We start from the raw sequence: 16,112 nt of genomic DNA, 5'->3' as shown, positions 1-16,112 counted from the left end.
GCCTGTTCCGGACGCATTGCCCGTAACGATCGGACCAGTGCGTACCGGGCGGACATGGCGCGGGAGGAGGCGGTGGCTGCCTGTTGCGCACGCATTGCCAATAACGGTTGGACCAGTGCGTTCCGGGCGGGCATTGCGCGAATGCATTCGTGTCCCCCAAAACGAAACTGGCGCCAATGAGGATGCACGCCACCACGGCCAATCGCATGTGTGACCTCATGGAGCCCTCCTGTCACCGGTAGTAATTTTAAACGTACTTGCCCTGTATGGAAACGGCAAGCGTTTTTCCACATTTCCCGGCTCCGCTGCCTCGATGGCCAGCAAAAGCGCCCAGGCTTGCCTTTTGCCGAATTTGGTTAACAAGATGAACACGTCCACATGCATGCCTCCTCTCCCGAGCAGCTCCTGGCGCATTTTGCATCGGAGCGGAGACGCGTCAAGAGGCCACGAATCATGACGCAGGAATCGGCCCGGCAACACTTTCCGCGCGGTCTGGTCCAGCCGTCGGACGGATTCCGCTTCGGCGCGGACGCCCTGCTGCTGGCCTGCTTCGCCGCCGCTCTGCCCGGCCGCCGCGTGCTCGACTGCGGCACCGGTTGCGGCCCGGTGGGCCTTGGCATGCTGCTTTCCGGCGAAGACACCCAGCGCACGGTGCTCGGCCTGGACAAGGACCCGCAAATGGTTGCGGCGGCCAATGCCAATGCCGACGCGCTGGGCTTTTCCGACCGGTTCGCGGCGCGGCTCCTCGACGTGCGGGAACTGCGCGGCCATCCGGACGGCATCGCCCCGGAATCCATGGACCTGGTGGTCGCCAATCCGCCGTATCGGCATCCCGACTCGGGTCGCCGCCCCCCATCTCCGGGACGCGATGCCGCCCGGTTCGAGACGGACGGCGGCCTGGAGGCGTTTGCCGCCGCGGCCGCGTATGCCCTGGTCAACAGGGGGAGCTTCGCCTGCGTGCATCTGGCCGAACGGTTGGCCCATGTCGTGACAAGCCTTGCAGCCCGCAATCTGGAAATCAAGCGGATTCTCCCCATCACCCCGCGCCGGGACGCCCCGGCCAGACAGATGCTCGTCCTGGCCCGCAAAAACGGTCGTCCGGGCCTGCGTCTGGACCCGCCCCTGGCCCTCTATGAAGGCGAGGGAGCGGAAACGCGTCTGTCGCAACAAGCCTTGCGTTACTGTCCGTTCCTGGCCTGTAACGCCGGCCCCGGAACATCCGCCGATACGGCGGAATAACGGCGGTTGGGAAAGGGGCCTCCCCCCCTTTCCCGACCGGACGCGACACGCTCCCGTTTTCCCACTGCCGCCTCCGGACAACCGCCTATTTCTTCTTTTGGAAAAGTCTCTCCGGGTCCGGATCGGGCGCAGTGTCCCCAGGCCGTTGCGACGGCGAGTACCGCAAAACCATGTCCGCTTCGGCCAACCGCGCCACCATGCCTTGGCTGGTGACCGCTTCCACGGTCGCGGCGGCAGGAGCGATGTCCAAGGCCGGAAGCGTGGGCGGATCGCAGACGTACACCCCCGCCCCGAGAAGCGCCACGCCGACAACGCCCAGCATACGTTTCATGGCGATTCCTCATTGCGCCTGGCCGCCCGAGGCGGCGTTTTTTCAACACATCCTCTGCTCAAGCCAAAACCATGCCAGGCATCCATCGTAAAAAAAGCATTGAAATACAGCCCCATACAAAAGCAGGGCAGAGCGACGGCCGCTCCAGCCCATTATCTGGACGCAGCGGGCCGTCACTCTGCCCATATTTCGGCAACTCGTCGATGCGGCGACTGGCGCTTCGGGCGCAACAGACAACCGGCGCCTGGGGTTCACCGTCCGGCTTGCCACAAGGCCGCAAGGCGTTTTTTCCCTACCGCCGAAGGTCTTCTCCCTTTACTGCGCAGCCCGGCTGACACGATCCACGAGGTAGACGATGGACTGGTAGGGCACGCCGCCGTGGAAGGACAGGCCGATTTCGCAGGTGCGGCTGTTGCTGTAGCCCGATGTCGTGGTGGCCGGCAGCTTGTCGCGCAGGTCGGCCAGGGCGGACGCGTTGAGTTCGGGATAGAAAAAGCCCCGGTCGCCGGCAAAGCCGCAGCAGTGGATGCCGCGCGGCACGACGACCTCGCGGGCGCAACGCTCGGCCAGGGCCGTGAACTTGGCCGTAAGCCCCATCTTGACCGAGGTGCAGGAGACGTGAACGGCGACGGTCTCAGCCACGGGCGTGATGTCGAGGTACGGCAGGCAATAGTCAGTCACAAATTCCACGGGCTCGTGCAGTTTGAGTCCCGGTTCCATGTGGGTGCGCATGGTGTAGAGGCAGGGGCTGGCGTCACACAGGATCGGGATGGCCCCGTCATTGCTGGCCTTGCGCAAGGCTGCCTCGAGCTCCCTGGATTTGCGGTCGGCCTCGCCGTGCATGCCCTTGGACTCGAGCGTGAGCCCGCAGCACAGCTCGCGCATCCCTTCCGGAAAAATGACGTCGTAGCCGGCCTTGGCCAGAACCGACATGGTGGCGTCGAAGAGCCCGCGCTGGTCGGGGTCCAGGGCCGAGGGGCCCATGGACCGGGTGGTGCAGCTCGGGAAATAGACCACTTTGCGCCCCTTACCCTGGGCGGTGGGGCGAAAGACGGCCTTGGGCGCTGCCTTGGGCGTGTACGGCGTCCAGTACGGGACAAGACCCCGGCTCAGTTTGCGCAGCCCGTGGGTCATGGCGGTCATGGCCGACGTGCCGAGCAGGCGGTGCACGACGTTCGAGAGCCAAAGCCCCTTGGCGGAAAGGGCCGTGACCAGGCCGTAATGGTCGGCCACCCATCGGCCGATCCTGCGCCCGCGTTCGGTCGCTTCGCGGCGGCGGTAATCCTTGGTGAAAACGCCCGTATCCACGGACACCGGGCAGACCGTGGCGCACAGCCCGTCGGCGGCGCAGGTCTGGTTGCCGAAATATCGGTAGTCTTCGTGAAAGAGGTCGAAATCCGTCTTGTCCCCCTTGGCGGCGGCCAGCGCCATGTGGCGCTGGAGGGTGATGCGCTGGCGCGGGGTGGTGGTGACGTTTCGCGAGGGGCAGATGGACTCGCAGTAGCCGCACTCGATGCAGGGATCGATCAGCGGGTTCACCTGGGGCAGGGGTTTCAAATTCTTCATGTGCACCTGCGGATCGTCGGTGAGAATCACGCCGGGGTTCAGCAGGTTGTCCGGGTCGAAGGCGCGCTTCAGGCGCTTCATGAAGGCATAGGCCGTGGCCCCCCACTCCATTTCCACAAAGGGAGCCATGTTGCGGCCGGTGCCGTGTTCGCCCTTGAGCGACCCGTCGTAGCGGCCGACCACCATGCCCGTCACGTCGTCGATCAGGTTCTTGTAGTTGGCGACCGAGGCCGGGTCGCCGAAATCGGGGCAGAAGACGAAGTGGATGTTGCCTTCCAGGGCATGGCCGAAAATGATGCCCTCGGCGAAGCCGTGGTGGCGCATGAGGCGCTGGACCTCCACCGTGCCCTCGGCCAGCTTGTCGATGGGGAAGACCACGTCTTCGATGATGACGGCGGAACCGGGCTTGCGCGCGCCGCCGACGGAAGTGAAAAGCCCGCGCCGGATGTTCCAGAGCTTCTCGTAGTCCTCCTTCTTGTCCATAAAAAGGAGCGGAAAGAGGGGCGAAAGCTCCGATACCCGGGCCAGGGCGGCTTCGATCTGGTCAAGCAGCCCCGGCTTGTCCGCCGCGCGCACCTCGACCAGCACGGCGGCGGCATCCTCGCCCAGTCCCTTGAGATAGGACGGCATGCCGGGCTTGTCCTCGACGGAGCGCAAGGAGGCCCGGTCCATGAGTTCGGCCGCGGCCACAGGCAGGGACTTGAGCAGCGCGGCGGCCCGGCAGGCGTCGGCGATGCTCGGGTAGAGCATCAGCGACGAGGCCTTGTGGGGGTGCTCGACGACCGTGCGGTAGGTGACCTCGCTGATAAAGGCCAGGGTGCCTTCGGAGCCGACGACGAGGTGGAGCAGGATGTCGAAGGGATCGGTGAAATCCACAAAGGCATTCAGGCTGTAGCCGGTGGTGTTCTTGATCTTGAATTTGCGGCGGATGCGCTCGGAAAGTTCCGCATCGGCGGCGACCTCGTCGCGGATGGCGGCCAGCTCGGCCAAGAGCCCGGCGTGGGTCTTCTCGAAACGCGCCCGGGATATGGGGTCGGCTGTGTCCAGGGCGTCGCCGTCGACAAAAAGGAGCTTCATGGACTCCACGGTCTTGTAACTGTTCTCCGCCGTGCCGCAACACATGCCAGAGGAGTTGTTGGCCGCGATGCCGCCGATCATGCAGGCGTTAATCGACGCCGGGTCCGGGCCGATCTTACGGCCGTAGGGGGCCAGGCGGAAATTGGCCTCGGCCCCGATGACGCCGGGCTCGATGCTGACGTGGGACGCGCCGGGGTGGATGCGCAAGCCCCGGAAGTTGCCGGCAAGATAGACCAGCACCGAGTCGGTGAGCGCCTGTCCGGACAGGCTGGTGCCGGCGGTGCGGAAGGTGACGGCCACCTTGGCGTCCGAGGCGGCGCTCAGGATATGCGACACCTCCGCCTCGGTCGTGGCCTTGACCACGATTTTAGGCACCAGTCGATAGAAACTGGCGTCGTCGCCCAGGGCCAGGGTGTGAAAGGGCCCGAGGAAAATGCGGTCCGCCGGGATGAACGCGGCAATGCGGTCGTAAAATGTCTTATGCGCCGGAGGCAACGTGCTGTCGTGGCCGGTATAGGTCATGGTTGAGGCTCCTTGGCGGCCCGGCGCGTCGCCGGGTGGGAATGAAGGTTTCTTATGCCACCTTTCTCCGGGGTTGGGCAATGGGCGGGCCAAAGGCCACGGCCCGTCGCGGCGTGACGTGCGACAATTTCCTATCATTTTGGTTTTCTTTGAAGAATACGCCGCCGAGCAAAACGGATGACAAAACAGGCAAAATAATTCTACTGTAGAGCAGAATTATCGCCACCAACGCGGCCGGGTTGATTTGTAAGGAGAGTTGCTTGGTTTTCAATCTGCTTACACCCGTCACGGATCCACTGCCACCCGCGTTGCAGCCCTCCACGGAAACCAGAGAGACCATCATGGCCATGCCTGACGCCTATTCCCTGAAAACGAACAGCATCTCAAAATATTTTCAGGCATTGCTGGCATTGCCCGTGCCTGAGGTCTTTGATGCGGCTTTTTTTTCCGATATCGGATTTCGCTACGCCATTGACCGTTCATTCATTGATATCCTCAAGGAATTGCACTTTCTGGATGCCGACGGCCGGCCAACCCGGCGCTATTTCGACTTCCATGACGGCATTGCCGCCTCGGATGCGCTCCTTGACGGTATCCGCGAGGCCTACGGGCGGCTCCTGGAAACCGCTCCCGACGCCTGCGCCCAACCGCAAAAACAGATATTCGAAACGCTCAAGACGCTGTATGCCGGAAGCAAACCCGACATGATGGTCCTTGGCATCGCCAAGACGTTCGTAGCGCTTTGCCAATACGCCGAGGAGATCGATCGCAATCCCCCGCCGCTGCACGCCGCCATGGAAGTGCAGGTGAAGGAGGCCGGCCAGGGCGAACCGGAGGGCACCCCCGAACCGGCCGCCCCGGGCGTTCCCCGCGACCTGCCGGAGACGACCGCCTCGACAGTTCCCATCGACGCGACCGCAGAGCCCGTGCTCTTGGCGCGGCCCGAGCCCGCTGCGGCCCCCCAGGCCCCGACGCTGACAGCCGCCCCGACGGATGCGCGGGGGCTTGCGGGCGATATCCAGGAACGCTTTGTCCTGCCGCCCCTTGTCCTGGACGAGGACACGCCGCCGCTGGTACAGGCCACGGGAACGGTGGAGGACGGGGGGATGCCGGAAGACGCCATGGCGCCCGCCCCCGCGCCGGAACCGGCGGCCCAGGGGCCCCAGGCACCCCAGTCGGCCGAACCGGCCGAACCGATCGTGACGGCGGAGCCTGCCCCGCCGATTCCCGATGCGCGCGCCCCAGAAACTGTCGCGCAGGCAACCTCGGCCGCCTTTTCCCCGGAGACGCCGCCGGCTTCCGATCACGTTTTAAAAGACCTTCCGGAAGCTCCCCCGCGCGAGCCGGACCCGGTCCCTGCCGCCGCGAAGCGGCTTTCCATACGCGGCACAAACGCCGTCGACGGCCCGTCCCAAACCGTCAATTTCGTGCTGCCCGAGACCCGGGACCCGGCCGTGTATGAAGCCATTTTCGCCAGCTTCAAGCGGCAGCTTCTCAAACCTGAATAAGACTCCCCGCCGAAACGCAAAAAGGCGCCCCGACCGGAGCGCCTTTTTGCTTGGAAACGACGCCGCGCGCCGTCACATGTTCTTGATGACCTCGACCAGCACATTGGTCACTTTCTCGGCGTTCTCCTTGAAAATCGTGACGATCTCTTCCCAGTTCACCGGCGGCTCGTCCGTCTTCCAGCAATCGTAATCCGTGCTCATGGCCACGGCCGCGTAGGGCACGCCGGCCTCCACGGCCAGGGCGCACTCCGTGGCCACGCTCATGTTGATGACGTCGGCTCCGAGGAGGCGAAACATGTTGGACTCGGCCCGGGTGGAAAAACGGGGTCCCTCGATGGTCACCACCGTGCCCTTGTCGTGGTGGTGATAGCCGAACTTGCGGCAGGCATTGATGCAAAGCTCGCGCAACGGCTCGGAAAACGGGTCGGCCATGGGGGTGTGGGCCGGGTTGTGCGGCTCGAAACGGTCGTGAAAGGTCGCGATGCGACGCTTGGTGAAATCGATGAACTGGTCGAGGATGACGAGGTCGCCCCGGCCGATCTCCTGGCGCAACGACCCCACGGCCGTGGTGGAAAGGATGGCCGCGCAGCCGACCGTGCGCAGGGCATGAATGTTGGCCCGGTAATTGACGTGGCTCGGCGTGGCCGTGTGGGAACGCCCATGTCGGGCCAGGAGCACCACGCTCTTGCCGCCGATCCTGCCCTGGCGCAGGGTCGAATTCGGCGGCCCGTACGGGGTGTCGATCTCCAGGTCGGTGGGGTTGTCGAGGATGTTGGGATCGTCCAGGCCGCTGCCGCCGATAATGCCGATCTTCATGCTGTTGCGCTCTCCGACGGTCCGTGGCCGCCAAGGCCGGGCGGACCGCCTCCGTGTTGCAAGTTGTCGCTAGCCGGCCGGACGCCGATTGATAGCATGCACGTTTCAGATTATACCGGACGTTATGATTTCAATTTCGCGTCAGGCTATCTGCAAAATGCTTTCGCAGTCGTAGGCGCTGAACTGTTCCTTGCCGTTTAAAAAGGTCAGTTCGATGACCACGCCGATGCCGACGATTGCCGCCCCGAACTCTTCCACCAGTTTGATCACGCCACTTAGCGTGCCGCCGGTGGCCAGTAGGTCGTCGATGACCAGCACTTTTTCGCCGCGCAACAGCGCGTCCTCGTGCATGCACAGCGTATCGGAACCGTATTCCAGGTCATAGGAGACGGATCGCGTCTTGTAGGGCAGCTTGCCGGGCTTTCGCACCGGCACGAAGCCGATGCCCATCTTGTAGGCGAGCGCCGCGCCGAAAATGAATCCCCGGGCCTCGGCGGCCACGATCTTGGTCGCCCCGGACGCGGCAAAGCGTTCGGCCAGCGCGTCCACGGCCCGGCGAAACCCCTCCGGATCGCCCAGAAGCGGCGTGATGTCGAAAAAGAGAATGCCCTGCTTGGGATAGTCCGGAATATCGCGGATGAGTTTGCGCAGATCCATGGCCGTCTCCTTGAGAAAATGCAGAGTGGTACCGAGTCGGATTAGGGATTTTGCCTGTCCCGGTCAAGCCGCCCTTGGCCCGAAGGGGAAGCTGGGCTAAAAGGCCGGCATGCAAACACAACACCACGCCATCCCCTGCGACACGCTTGTGACAGCCGGTGTCCTGGTCAGCCAAAACGACGACCGGCAAATCCTGGCCGATGCGGCCCTGGCCGTGACCGACGGACGCATCGCGGCCTTTGGCCCGGCCGACGTCCTGGCAGACGCATACGACCCGAAAGAGACCCTCGACCTGTCGGGCTGCCTGGTCCTGCCCGGACTCGTCAACACCCACGGCCACGCGGCCATGACGCTTTTCCGGGGGCTGTGCGACGACGCGCCCCTTCAGGTCTGGCTTTCCGAACACATCTGGCCGGCCGAGGCCCGGCTCGACGCGGCGGCGGTGGCCCTCGGCACGCGGCTTGCCTGCGCCGAAATGCTGGCCACGGGCACGACCTGTTTTTGCGACGCCTACCTCTACGTCGACGCCATCGCCGACGCGGTGCAGGCCTCGGGCATGCGCGCCGTCATCAGCCAGGGCGTCTTCGAGATCGAAAACGCCGGGTTCAAGACCGTGGACGCAGCGTTAAACGCCGCCGGGGCGCTCGCCGACCGGCTGGCCGGCAACGACCGGCTGCGTCCGGCCATTTTCCCCCACGCGGTCTATACCTGCTCGGCGAAAACGCTGACGCGCTGCGCCGATTTCGCCCATTCCCGAAACGTGCTGCTCTCCACCCACGCCGCGGAAACCGCCCGGGAAAACACGGATTGCCTCCAGGCCAACGGCACGCGGGTCATTGCCTACCTCAACGACCTGGGGCTGCTCGGCCCGCAAACCCTGCTTGCCCACGGCGTGGCCCTTGATAGCGACGATATCGGCATCCTGGCCGCGACCGGCACGGCAGTGGCCCATTGCCCCAAAAGCAACATGAAGCTCGGCAGCGGCATCGCGCCCGTGGCCGCCCTGCGCGCGGCCGGGGTGACGGTGGGCCTCGGCACCGACGGCGCGGCCAGCAACAATACCCTGAACCTCTTTTCGGAAATGCAGACCGCCGCCCTGCTCCAGAAAGTGGCCGCCTGCGATCCCACCCTGCTTGAGGCCGACGCGGCCCTGGACATGGCCACCCGGGACGGCGCGGACGCCCTCGGCTGGCCGGAACTCGGACGCCTGGCGGTCGGCGGTCCGGCCGACCTGTGCGCCCTGGACCTGAGCCGGCCCCAGCTCGCCCCGGCTTTCGATCCCGTCTCGGACGCCGTCTACGCGGCCAACGGCGGCGAAGTCGTCTGCACCATGGTGGCGGGCAAGGTGCTCTACCGAAACGGCGCGTTTCCGGGCTGCGACTATCCCGCCCTCCTGGCCGCCTTCAAGGAAACGGCGGCACGACTGGTGCGCCCGGCCCCTTGACAAGACCCGCCAACTCCATAATAAAGGCTGGCTTTCCGCTGAAATCATTCCCGCGCCCCAATCCTGCGCGGCCCGGAGGTTATTCCCAATGTCCCAGGTCATTACCATCAATGGCGTCGAGTGCCATCCCATCGTGGAAAAATGCGAGGGCTGCGAACGCATCCTGGAGCAGGACGGCGGCAAATACTGCAAGAGCTATCCCATGCCCGAACGCAAATGGGCTCAGAAAGTCTGCAACTTCGCCACCCACGTCAAGCTCGAGGTCGATAAGGGCGGCAAGGTCAAGATCAACCCCTTGAAGGCCTCCAAGCGCGCCGCCCGCGGCCGTTAGGCGAGAATTTACAGGCAGGTGAAGAATGCGAGAGGGGAAACCCTTTAAAAAGGGTTCTCCCCTCTCGCGCTCTCCCCTTCCTCAATTTCTTACCTTTTACGGGTATTCCACTCCGTTTTTTGTGTCCGCGCCGGGAGGCTTTGCCTTCCGGCTTTTTGCGTTTGCGTGTCCGGTTTGCCATCGCCCAACCAAGCGGCTATGCATGAACGGTATGACGAAATATCCCTTCAACCGCCCGGAGCCCCTATGTTAGACGCCCTGCTTGCGCGGCTCGACACCATGCGCGACACGGTCATCGACCTGCAACGCGAACTGACCGCCATCCCCGCCCTCGGCCCGGACAACGGCGGCCCCGGCGAACGGGAAAAAGCCGATCGTTTAAAAGCCCTGCTCGCCGGCTTGGGCTTTCCCGCGCCCCGGGAGATAAACGCCCCCGACCCCCGCGTCCCCTGCGGCCACCGGCCCAATCTGGCCGTGGTCATCCCGGGCCAGGACACCTCCCGCACCCTGTGGGTCATTTCCCATATCGACATCGTGCCGCCCGGGGACCTTACCCTGTGGAAAACCGATCCCTACACCCTGACCGTGGACGGCGACGCCATTTTCGGACGGGGCGTGGAAGACAACCAGCAGGCCATCGCCAGTTCCGTGGCCCTCGGCAAGGCCATCCTCGACGCCGGGGAGACGCCGCCCATCAATTACGGCCTGCTCTTCGTGGCCGACGAGGAAACCGGCAGCCGGTACGGCCTCGATTACGTGGCCGAACACCACGACGGCCTTTTCACTCCGGACGACCTCTTTCTCGTGCCCGACTTCGGCCAGGCCGACAGCGAGATGGTCGAGGTGGCCGAAAAAAGCATGCTGTGGCTGAAAATTATCGTCAACGGCCGGCAATGCCATGCCTCCACCCCGGAAGCCGGCGTCAACTCCCTGGCCGCCGCCGCCCTTTTCATCCTCAAGATCCCCAAGCTCCACGACCGCTTCCCGGCCAGAAATCCGCTTTTCCAGCCGGCCAACTCCACCTTCGAGCCGACCAAGAAAGAAGCCAACGTGGAGAACATCAACACCATCCCTGGCCGCGACGTCTTCTACGTCGATTGCCGGGTGCTGCCCGAATATTCCCTGGACGACGTGCTCGCCGCCATCCGCGAAGACGGCGCCAAGGTCGAGGCCGCCTGTGGCGTGACCATCGACTACGAAGTCGTGCAGCAGGAACAGGCCGCCCCGGCCACTCCCGACGACGCCCCCATCGTGCGCAAGGTCATGGACGCCGTCCGGGCGGTCTACGGCGTCAATCCGCGCCCCATGGGCATCGGCGGCGGCACGGTGGCCGCCTACCTGCGCCGGCGCGGCTACCCGACCGTGGTCTGGGCCACCCTCGTGCACAACGCCCACCAGCCCAACGAACGCTCCAGCATCCGCGCGACCTTGGGCGACGCCAAGGTCATAGCCCGGGTGTTGTTCGAGTAGGAAAAATCAATCGGGGCTCGGCCCCGCCCCACGCCGGGGGGCTGCAAGTCCCCCGGTCCCCCCTCACGCTTGACAACGCTGGCGGAGAAAACATGAACTTCATGCGGTGGTTGAAGGAGAAACGCATCGGCCAATGTCGCCGACCGTCGGGCCTTTTGGGTGAGTACGTGGGCCGGCGCATGAACCGATACCATTATCCGCTGACAAGCTGGGGCCTGGATCACGTTCTGATCGGAAAAGACAATTTCATCTTGGATGTCGGCTGCGGCGGCGGCCGTACCGTGGGCCGGCTGGCCAAGGTCGCGTCGGACGGCCTGGTCGTCGGCATCGACGTCTCGGACAAGAGCCTGGACCTTTCCCGACGCGTCAACCGCAAGGCCATGCGACACGGCCATGTGGCCATCCGCAAGGCGTCGGTCATGGAACTCCCCTTCCCGGCGGACACCTTCCATCTGGCCACGGCCGTGGAGACGCATTATTTCTGGCCCGACATCACCAAGGGCATGGCCGAGATTTTACGCGTGCTGCGGCCGGGCGGCAGCTTTCTGCTGATCGCCGAAATCTACCGTTGTGACCGCTACGACGCCCGCAACCGCAAATGGCTGGAACTCACGCCCATGGCCTACCTCGACACGACGGAATTTCACGACTGCCTCGCCGCCGCCGGTTTCGACGGCATCGGTGTCTACGAGCACACCGAGGAAGGCTGGGTCTGCTGCGTCGGCCGCAAGAAGGGGCCTCCGGCGGCCGGGGGGAACTTTTTTTAAAAAAAAAGTTCCCCCCGAACCCCCTTCCAAAAAATTTTCATAGTTATCTATGCATACTACCATACAAATTGGTCTATTTTTCCCCAACGTATTCTCTGTGTCCATCACCACCCCCGTTAGAAGTTTTTGAAGGGGGTGCAGGGGGAAACTTTTTTCAAAAAGTTTCCCCCTGCCCGCCGGAGGCATCCCATCCCATGACATTCGACCTGATCGTCGTCGGCGCCGGGCACGCCGGGTGCGAAGCGGCCATGGCCGCGGCCCGGCTGGGACTTACGACGCTGCTCGTGACCCAAAACGTGGACCGCATCGGTCATTTGTCCTGCAACCCGGCCATCGGCGGACTGGCCAAGGGGCATATGGTCCGCGAGATCGACGCGCTCGGCGGCATGATGGGCCTTTGGGCCGACGCGGCCGGCATCCAGTTCCGCACGTTAAACACCCGCAAGGGCCCGGCCGTGCGCTCCACACGGGCCCAGATCGACCGCGACGCCTACATGCGCGTGGTCAAGGCGGCTGTTTTCGACCAGGACAACCTGACCGTGCGCCAGGATTCGGTCGAGGAGGTGCGGGCCGAGGGAGGCCGGGCCTGCGGCGTGCGCGTGGCCTCGGGCGAAGATTTCGCCGCCCGGGCGGTCCTGCTCACCACCGGCACGTTTCTTTGCGGCCTCATGCATATCGGGCTGACCAAGCTTCGCGGCGGAAGGCTTGGCGACCCGCCTTCCGACGGGCTTTCGGCCAGCCTGCGCCGCCACGGCATTGCCCTTGGCCGGCTCAAGACCGGCACAACGCCGCGGCTTTTGGCCAAGAGCATCGACTTTTCCGCCACCACGCCCCAGCCCGGGGACACGCCGCCGCCGCCCTTCAGTTTCCACGGCCCGGGACCGGTCCTGCCGCAGGTGCCCTGCCATCTGACCTACACCAACGCCCACACCCACGAGGCCATCCGGGCCGGGTTCGACCGCTCGCCGCTTTTTACCGGCGCCATCGAAGGCACGGGCGCGCGCTACTGCCCGTCGGTGGAGGACAAGGTGGCGCGGTTTCCCGAGCGCGACCGCCACCATGTCTTTCTGGAACCCGAAGGCCTGGAGAGCCCGGAAATCTATCCCAACGGCATCTCCACGAGCCTGCCCATCGAGACGCAAAAAGCCATGATCGCCACCATCCCGGGGCTGGAGAAGGCGGTCATCGTGCGCCCCGGCTATGCCATCGAATACGACTACGCCGATCCGGTGCAGCTTTTGCCGACGCTCGAGACCAAGGCCCTGCCCGGGCTCTATCTGGCCGGACAGATCAACGGCACTTCCGGCTACGAGGAAGCGGCGGGACAAGGGCTGTGGGCGGCACTGAATGTCTTTTGCGCCCTGGCCGGTCGCGAGCCGTTTCTGCCCCGGCGCGACCAGGCCTACATCGCCGTGCTGGTCGACGACCTGGTCACCAAGGGGACCAGCGAGCCGTACCGCATGTTCACCTCCCGGGCCGAGCACCGGCTGCTGTTGCGCGAGGGCAACGCCGACGCCCGGCTCACCCCCATGGGGCGCGAACTGGGTCTTGTCGGCGACCGCCAGTGGGACCTCTATCGCCGCAAGGAGACCGCCCTCGCCGCCATCATCGACGGGATAACCGGACGCCGCGTGCGGCCCGACGACTGCGACGACGCAGGCTGGCAGGCGCTTGGCGGCCGTCCCCACGACCGCAGCCTGCGCCTGGACGAACTGCTGCGCCGGCCCGAGGTGGGGATTGCCGACCTGGCCCGCTTCTGGCCGGAGCTGGCGGTCCTCGACGCGACCATCGCGGTGGAAGCCGAAACGCGGATCAAATACGAAGGCTACCTGCGTCGCCAGGAAGAGCTGGCCGGCCGCATGGACCGCCTGGAAGCCGTGTTGTTGCCGCCGGATACGGACTATGCCGCCGTGGCCGGACTGTCGCGGGAGGTGGTGGAAAAGCTGTCGCGCATCACGCCGCGCACCCTGGGGCAGGCCGGACGGATCTCGGGCGTCACCCCGGCCGCGCTTTCCTGCCTGGAAATCCATCTGAAAAAGCACGCCGGATAAACGCATGGGCTTGTGCCCGTCAGAATGTTCGCTTATGGAGAATTTATGCTTTCTTCCAGGGCCATAGGCGAACTGCCGGCTTTTTTGAGCCTGTTCGATCCCGGTTGGTGGAATCGCATGCTCGACTCCACCACGTCGGGGCATTATTCGCCCGAGGCCATGATCCTGATGGCGAGCGTCTTTGGCTTCGCCTTCCTGTGCATCGCGGCCGGCTTCCTCCTCAAGATCCGCATCGGCAACAGGGAAACCGGCCCCTCTTCCTGGATCGTCAATCCCGGCGAGATCCGCGCCCTGCTCGACACGGCCCAGACCCAGCGCAGCAAGGTGCGGGTCAGTTTCGTACGCGACGATCCCGGCGCCCGCTCCACCGACGCCTCCATCCTGTCCGCCGATCCCGGCCGGGGCATCGAGCTGGAGATGACTTCCCTCGTGCGGGCGACCCCGTCCTGGGCCGGCAAACTGGTGGTCTGCGATTTCCGGCTGCGTCTGGACCCGCGCAAGGACTATCAGAGCTTTTACAACTTCGTGGCCCCCATCATCACCGTGCGCAAGGCCAGCGACTCGTTCGTCCACATGCGCGTGGGCTGGCCGAACCGGCTCGAACTCGAGCAGAAACGCGGTTTTCTGCGGGTGGAGCCGCCCCGCAACCTCGTGCTCGAACTGGCGTTGTGGCATGAAAACACCATCAAGCTGGCCAAGGGCAACTTCGCCACTCCCTCCACCTGGGGCAAACCGATACTGCGCCTCGATCCCGGCCTTCCGCTGCCGGCTGTCGAACTGCGCAACATTTCCGGCGGCGGCCTGCGCCTGGAAGTCCCGGCCGAGCCCATCCAAAAACACGCCTCGTTGTTCGAGCCGGCCAACCGTTTTCTCATGCAACTGCTTTTGGCCGAACCGGAAGCCGGGCAGCCGGTGGAATTTTTCCTGGCCCTGCGCCTGCAAAACGCCTACGGCGATCCGGGAACAAGCGGCACCAAGGGCTTCGGGTTCCATATTTTGAGCTTCGGCGTGCCGACGTCCGAGGAGACCCGTGAAAACCTGTCCTGGAAGACGGCGGCCACCGGCGTGCCGGCCCTGGACGATTGGGCTTTCCGAAGGCATCTGGCCATGTACCGGTCACGGGGGGAATGAAGCGAACCCCGGCTGCCGAAAAAAACGCGAAGGACGGCGGGGGAACGCACCGGACCGCCCGCCGGGCTTACGGTCCATGGGAAGACGGGAAATCCCCGACCGGGCCAGCCGGTCCCATGGACGGGGTGCGGCGATTTTGCTATCCGGGCCACGTTTTTTTCGTAAATCGTCGACAGGACGTCACGCGCGGCGGATAGGATGGACGGCATTGTGCCGCCGGAAAAATACCGCGGTATTTTTTAGAAAAATAAATAATTATCCAGCTGTGTTGTCGTCGTAATTCGTATAGACTCGTTTCGCGAATACGGCACGAGGAGCGCGGCCCGGACGGGCCCGCCAAGGAGAAAGGGGTTGGACGACGATTCCGACAGTCGATTTTGGGGCGCCTTGGGGAAGTTTTTCCGCCAGAAAAGCATTTCCATCGAAGAACTCATCCTGGAGGCCAAGGCGGAAGGCAGCCTCATCCAGGAAGACGCCTCCATGCTGCTCAACATCCTGCGCCTGGAAAAAAAGCAGGTCTTCGACATCATGATTCCCCGGCCCGACATCGTCTGCACCGAAGCCGACGATGGAATTCTGGCCATCTGCGAACTTATCCGCACCCATGGCCATTCCCGCATCCCCGTCTACGAGGGCAACCGGGACAACATCCTGGGCATCGTCTATGCCAAGGACCTGCTCGCCCATATCGTCGGAGCCGGCGGGGAACAGCCCGACCCCAGGGCCATCATGCGGGCCCCGTTGTTCGTTCCCGAAACCCTCGACCTCAAGCGCATGCTGCTGGAATTTCGCAGCCAGAAAAAGCATATGGCCGTCGCCCTGGACGAGTACGGCGGCACTTCGGGGCTCATCACCTTGGAGGATGTGCTGGAGGAGATCGTGGGCGAGATCGAGGACGAGCACGACCCGAGCAAGCCCGAGGAAATCCAGGAAACAAGCCCCGGCGTCTACCGCGTTTCCGGCCGCTTCCCCCTGGAAGACCTGAATGCCGCCCTGGGCCTCGACCTGGAATCGGAACAGGTGGAGACCATCGGCGGCTTTTTGACCGAACTGGCCGGCCGGGTGCCGCGCCAGGGCGACGCCTTCACCCTGGAAGGACGGCGCTTCACCATCCGCGAGGCGGATCGCCGCCAGATCCGCTGGATCGCCATCGAGCCCGCCGCCTAGGCGCACCACCTTGTCCCCTGTGAACAATCCCTTCG

15 protein-coding genes are annotated in these 16,112 nt (G+C 64.5%); 9 read left to right on the top strand and 6 right to left on the bottom strand.

Annotated elements, in window-relative coordinates; all coding sequences use genetic code 11:
* Positions 1-216: 216 nt before the first annotated feature.
* The gene (locus K9F62_15225) at positions 217-378 is read right to left on the bottom strand and encodes a hypothetical protein (protein UJX40050.1); all 162 of its coding nucleotides are present in this window, start codon (positions 376-378) and stop codon (positions 217-219) included.
* Between the two features lie 75 nt (positions 379-453).
* On the opposite strand from K9F62_15225, the gene K9F62_15220 reads away from it, so the two are divergent.
* Positions 454-1,239 (top strand): methyltransferase, encoded by a 786-nt coding sequence (locus K9F62_15220; protein UJX40049.1) that lies wholly within the window; start codon positions 454-456, stop codon positions 1,237-1,239.
* An 85-nt stretch (positions 1,240-1,324) separates the two neighbouring features.
* Here K9F62_15220 and K9F62_15215 read toward each other — a convergent pair whose 3' ends face one another.
* The 3 genes from K9F62_15215 to K9F62_15205 all read right to left on the bottom strand — a co-directional run bounded on the left by K9F62_15215 (position 1,325) and on the right by K9F62_15205 (position 5,084).
* Positions 1,325-1,570 (bottom strand): hypothetical protein, encoded by a 246-nt coding sequence (locus K9F62_15215; GenBank protein ID UJX40048.1) that lies wholly within the window; start codon positions 1,568-1,570, stop codon positions 1,325-1,327.
* A gap of 315 nt (positions 1,571-1,885) precedes the next feature.
* A complete protein-coding gene (locus K9F62_15210) occupies positions 1,886-4,735 on the bottom strand; it encodes an FAD-binding oxidoreductase (protein UJX40047.1) in 2,850 nt (949 codons plus the stop codon).
* A gap of 52 nt (positions 4,736-4,787) precedes the next feature.
* Positions 4,788-5,084 carry a hypothetical protein gene (locus K9F62_15205; protein UJX40046.1) on the bottom strand — a complete coding sequence of 99 codons (297 nt, stop codon included), beginning with the start codon at positions 5,082-5,084 and terminating at the stop codon, positions 4,788-4,790.
* Here K9F62_15205 and K9F62_15200 point away from each other — a divergent pair.
* On the top strand, positions 5,077-6,243 hold the full coding sequence (locus K9F62_15200) for a DUF5343 domain-containing protein (GenBank protein UJX40045.1): 1,167 nt from the start codon (positions 5,077-5,079) through the stop codon (positions 6,241-6,243). The genes K9F62_15205 and K9F62_15200 overlap by 8 nt on opposite strands.
* 72 nt (positions 6,244-6,315) lie before the next feature.
* On the opposite strand, the gene mtnP is transcribed toward K9F62_15200, so the two are convergent.
* Both mtnP and K9F62_15190 read right to left on the bottom strand, forming a co-directional pair.
* The gene (gene mtnP, locus K9F62_15195; GenBank protein UJX40044.1) at positions 6,316-7,059 is read right to left on the bottom strand and encodes an S-methyl-5'-thioadenosine phosphorylase; all 744 of its coding nucleotides are present in this window, start codon (positions 7,057-7,059) and stop codon (positions 6,316-6,318) included.
* A gap of 141 nt (positions 7,060-7,200) precedes the next feature.
* Positions 7,201-7,716 (bottom strand): adenine phosphoribosyltransferase, encoded by a 516-nt coding sequence (locus K9F62_15190; protein UJX40043.1) that lies wholly within the window; start codon positions 7,714-7,716, stop codon positions 7,201-7,203.
* A 109-nt stretch (positions 7,717-7,825) separates the two neighbouring features.
* Here K9F62_15190 and K9F62_15185 point away from each other — a divergent pair, with 109 nt between their 5' ends.
* The 7 genes from K9F62_15185 (at position 7,826) to K9F62_15155 (ending at position 16,077) form a co-directional block, all read left to right on the top strand.
* Positions 7,826-9,160, top strand: a complete 1,335-nt coding sequence (locus K9F62_15185) for an amidohydrolase (GenBank protein UJX40042.1) — start codon at positions 7,826-7,828, stop codon at positions 9,158-9,160.
* An 88-nt stretch (positions 9,161-9,248) separates the two neighbouring features.
* The gene (locus K9F62_15180) at positions 9,249-9,491 is read left to right on the top strand and encodes a PxxKW family cysteine-rich protein (GenBank protein ID UJX40041.1); all 243 of its coding nucleotides are present in this window, start codon (positions 9,249-9,251) and stop codon (positions 9,489-9,491) included.
* A gap of 246 nt (positions 9,492-9,737) precedes the next feature.
* Positions 9,738-10,961: a M20 family metallo-hydrolase gene (locus K9F62_15175; GenBank protein ID UJX40040.1), complete on the top strand. Its 1,224-nt coding sequence runs from the start codon at positions 9,738-9,740 to the stop codon at positions 10,959-10,961.
* 92 nt (positions 10,962-11,053) lie between these two features.
* The gene (locus tag K9F62_15170; protein ID UJX40039.1) at positions 11,054-11,728 is read left to right on the top strand and encodes a class I SAM-dependent methyltransferase; all 675 of its coding nucleotides are present in this window, start codon (positions 11,054-11,056) and stop codon (positions 11,726-11,728) included.
* Between the two features lie 194 nt (positions 11,729-11,922).
* Positions 11,923-13,779 (top strand): tRNA uridine-5-carboxymethylaminomethyl(34) synthesis enzyme MnmG, encoded by a 1,857-nt coding sequence (mnmG, locus tag K9F62_15165; protein UJX40038.1) that lies wholly within the window; start codon positions 11,923-11,925, stop codon positions 13,777-13,779.
* A 45-nt stretch (positions 13,780-13,824) separates the two neighbouring features.
* The gene (locus tag K9F62_15160; protein ID UJX40037.1) at positions 13,825-14,910 is read left to right on the top strand and encodes a hypothetical protein; all 1,086 of its coding nucleotides are present in this window, start codon (positions 13,825-13,827) and stop codon (positions 14,908-14,910) included.
* A gap of 351 nt (positions 14,911-15,261) precedes the next feature.
* Positions 15,262-16,077, top strand: a complete 816-nt coding sequence (locus tag K9F62_15155; GenBank protein ID UJX40036.1) for a hemolysin family protein — start codon at positions 15,262-15,264, stop codon at positions 16,075-16,077.
* Positions 16,078-16,112 lie beyond the last annotated feature (35 nt).

Source organism: Desulfovibrio sp. JY (assembly GCA_021730285.1).
GTDB lineage: Bacteria > Desulfobacterota > Desulfovibrionia > Desulfovibrionales > Desulfovibrionaceae > Solidesulfovibrio.
Note: the sequence above shows the minus strand (reverse complement) of the source record. Positions and strands in the feature narration are given on the sequence as shown.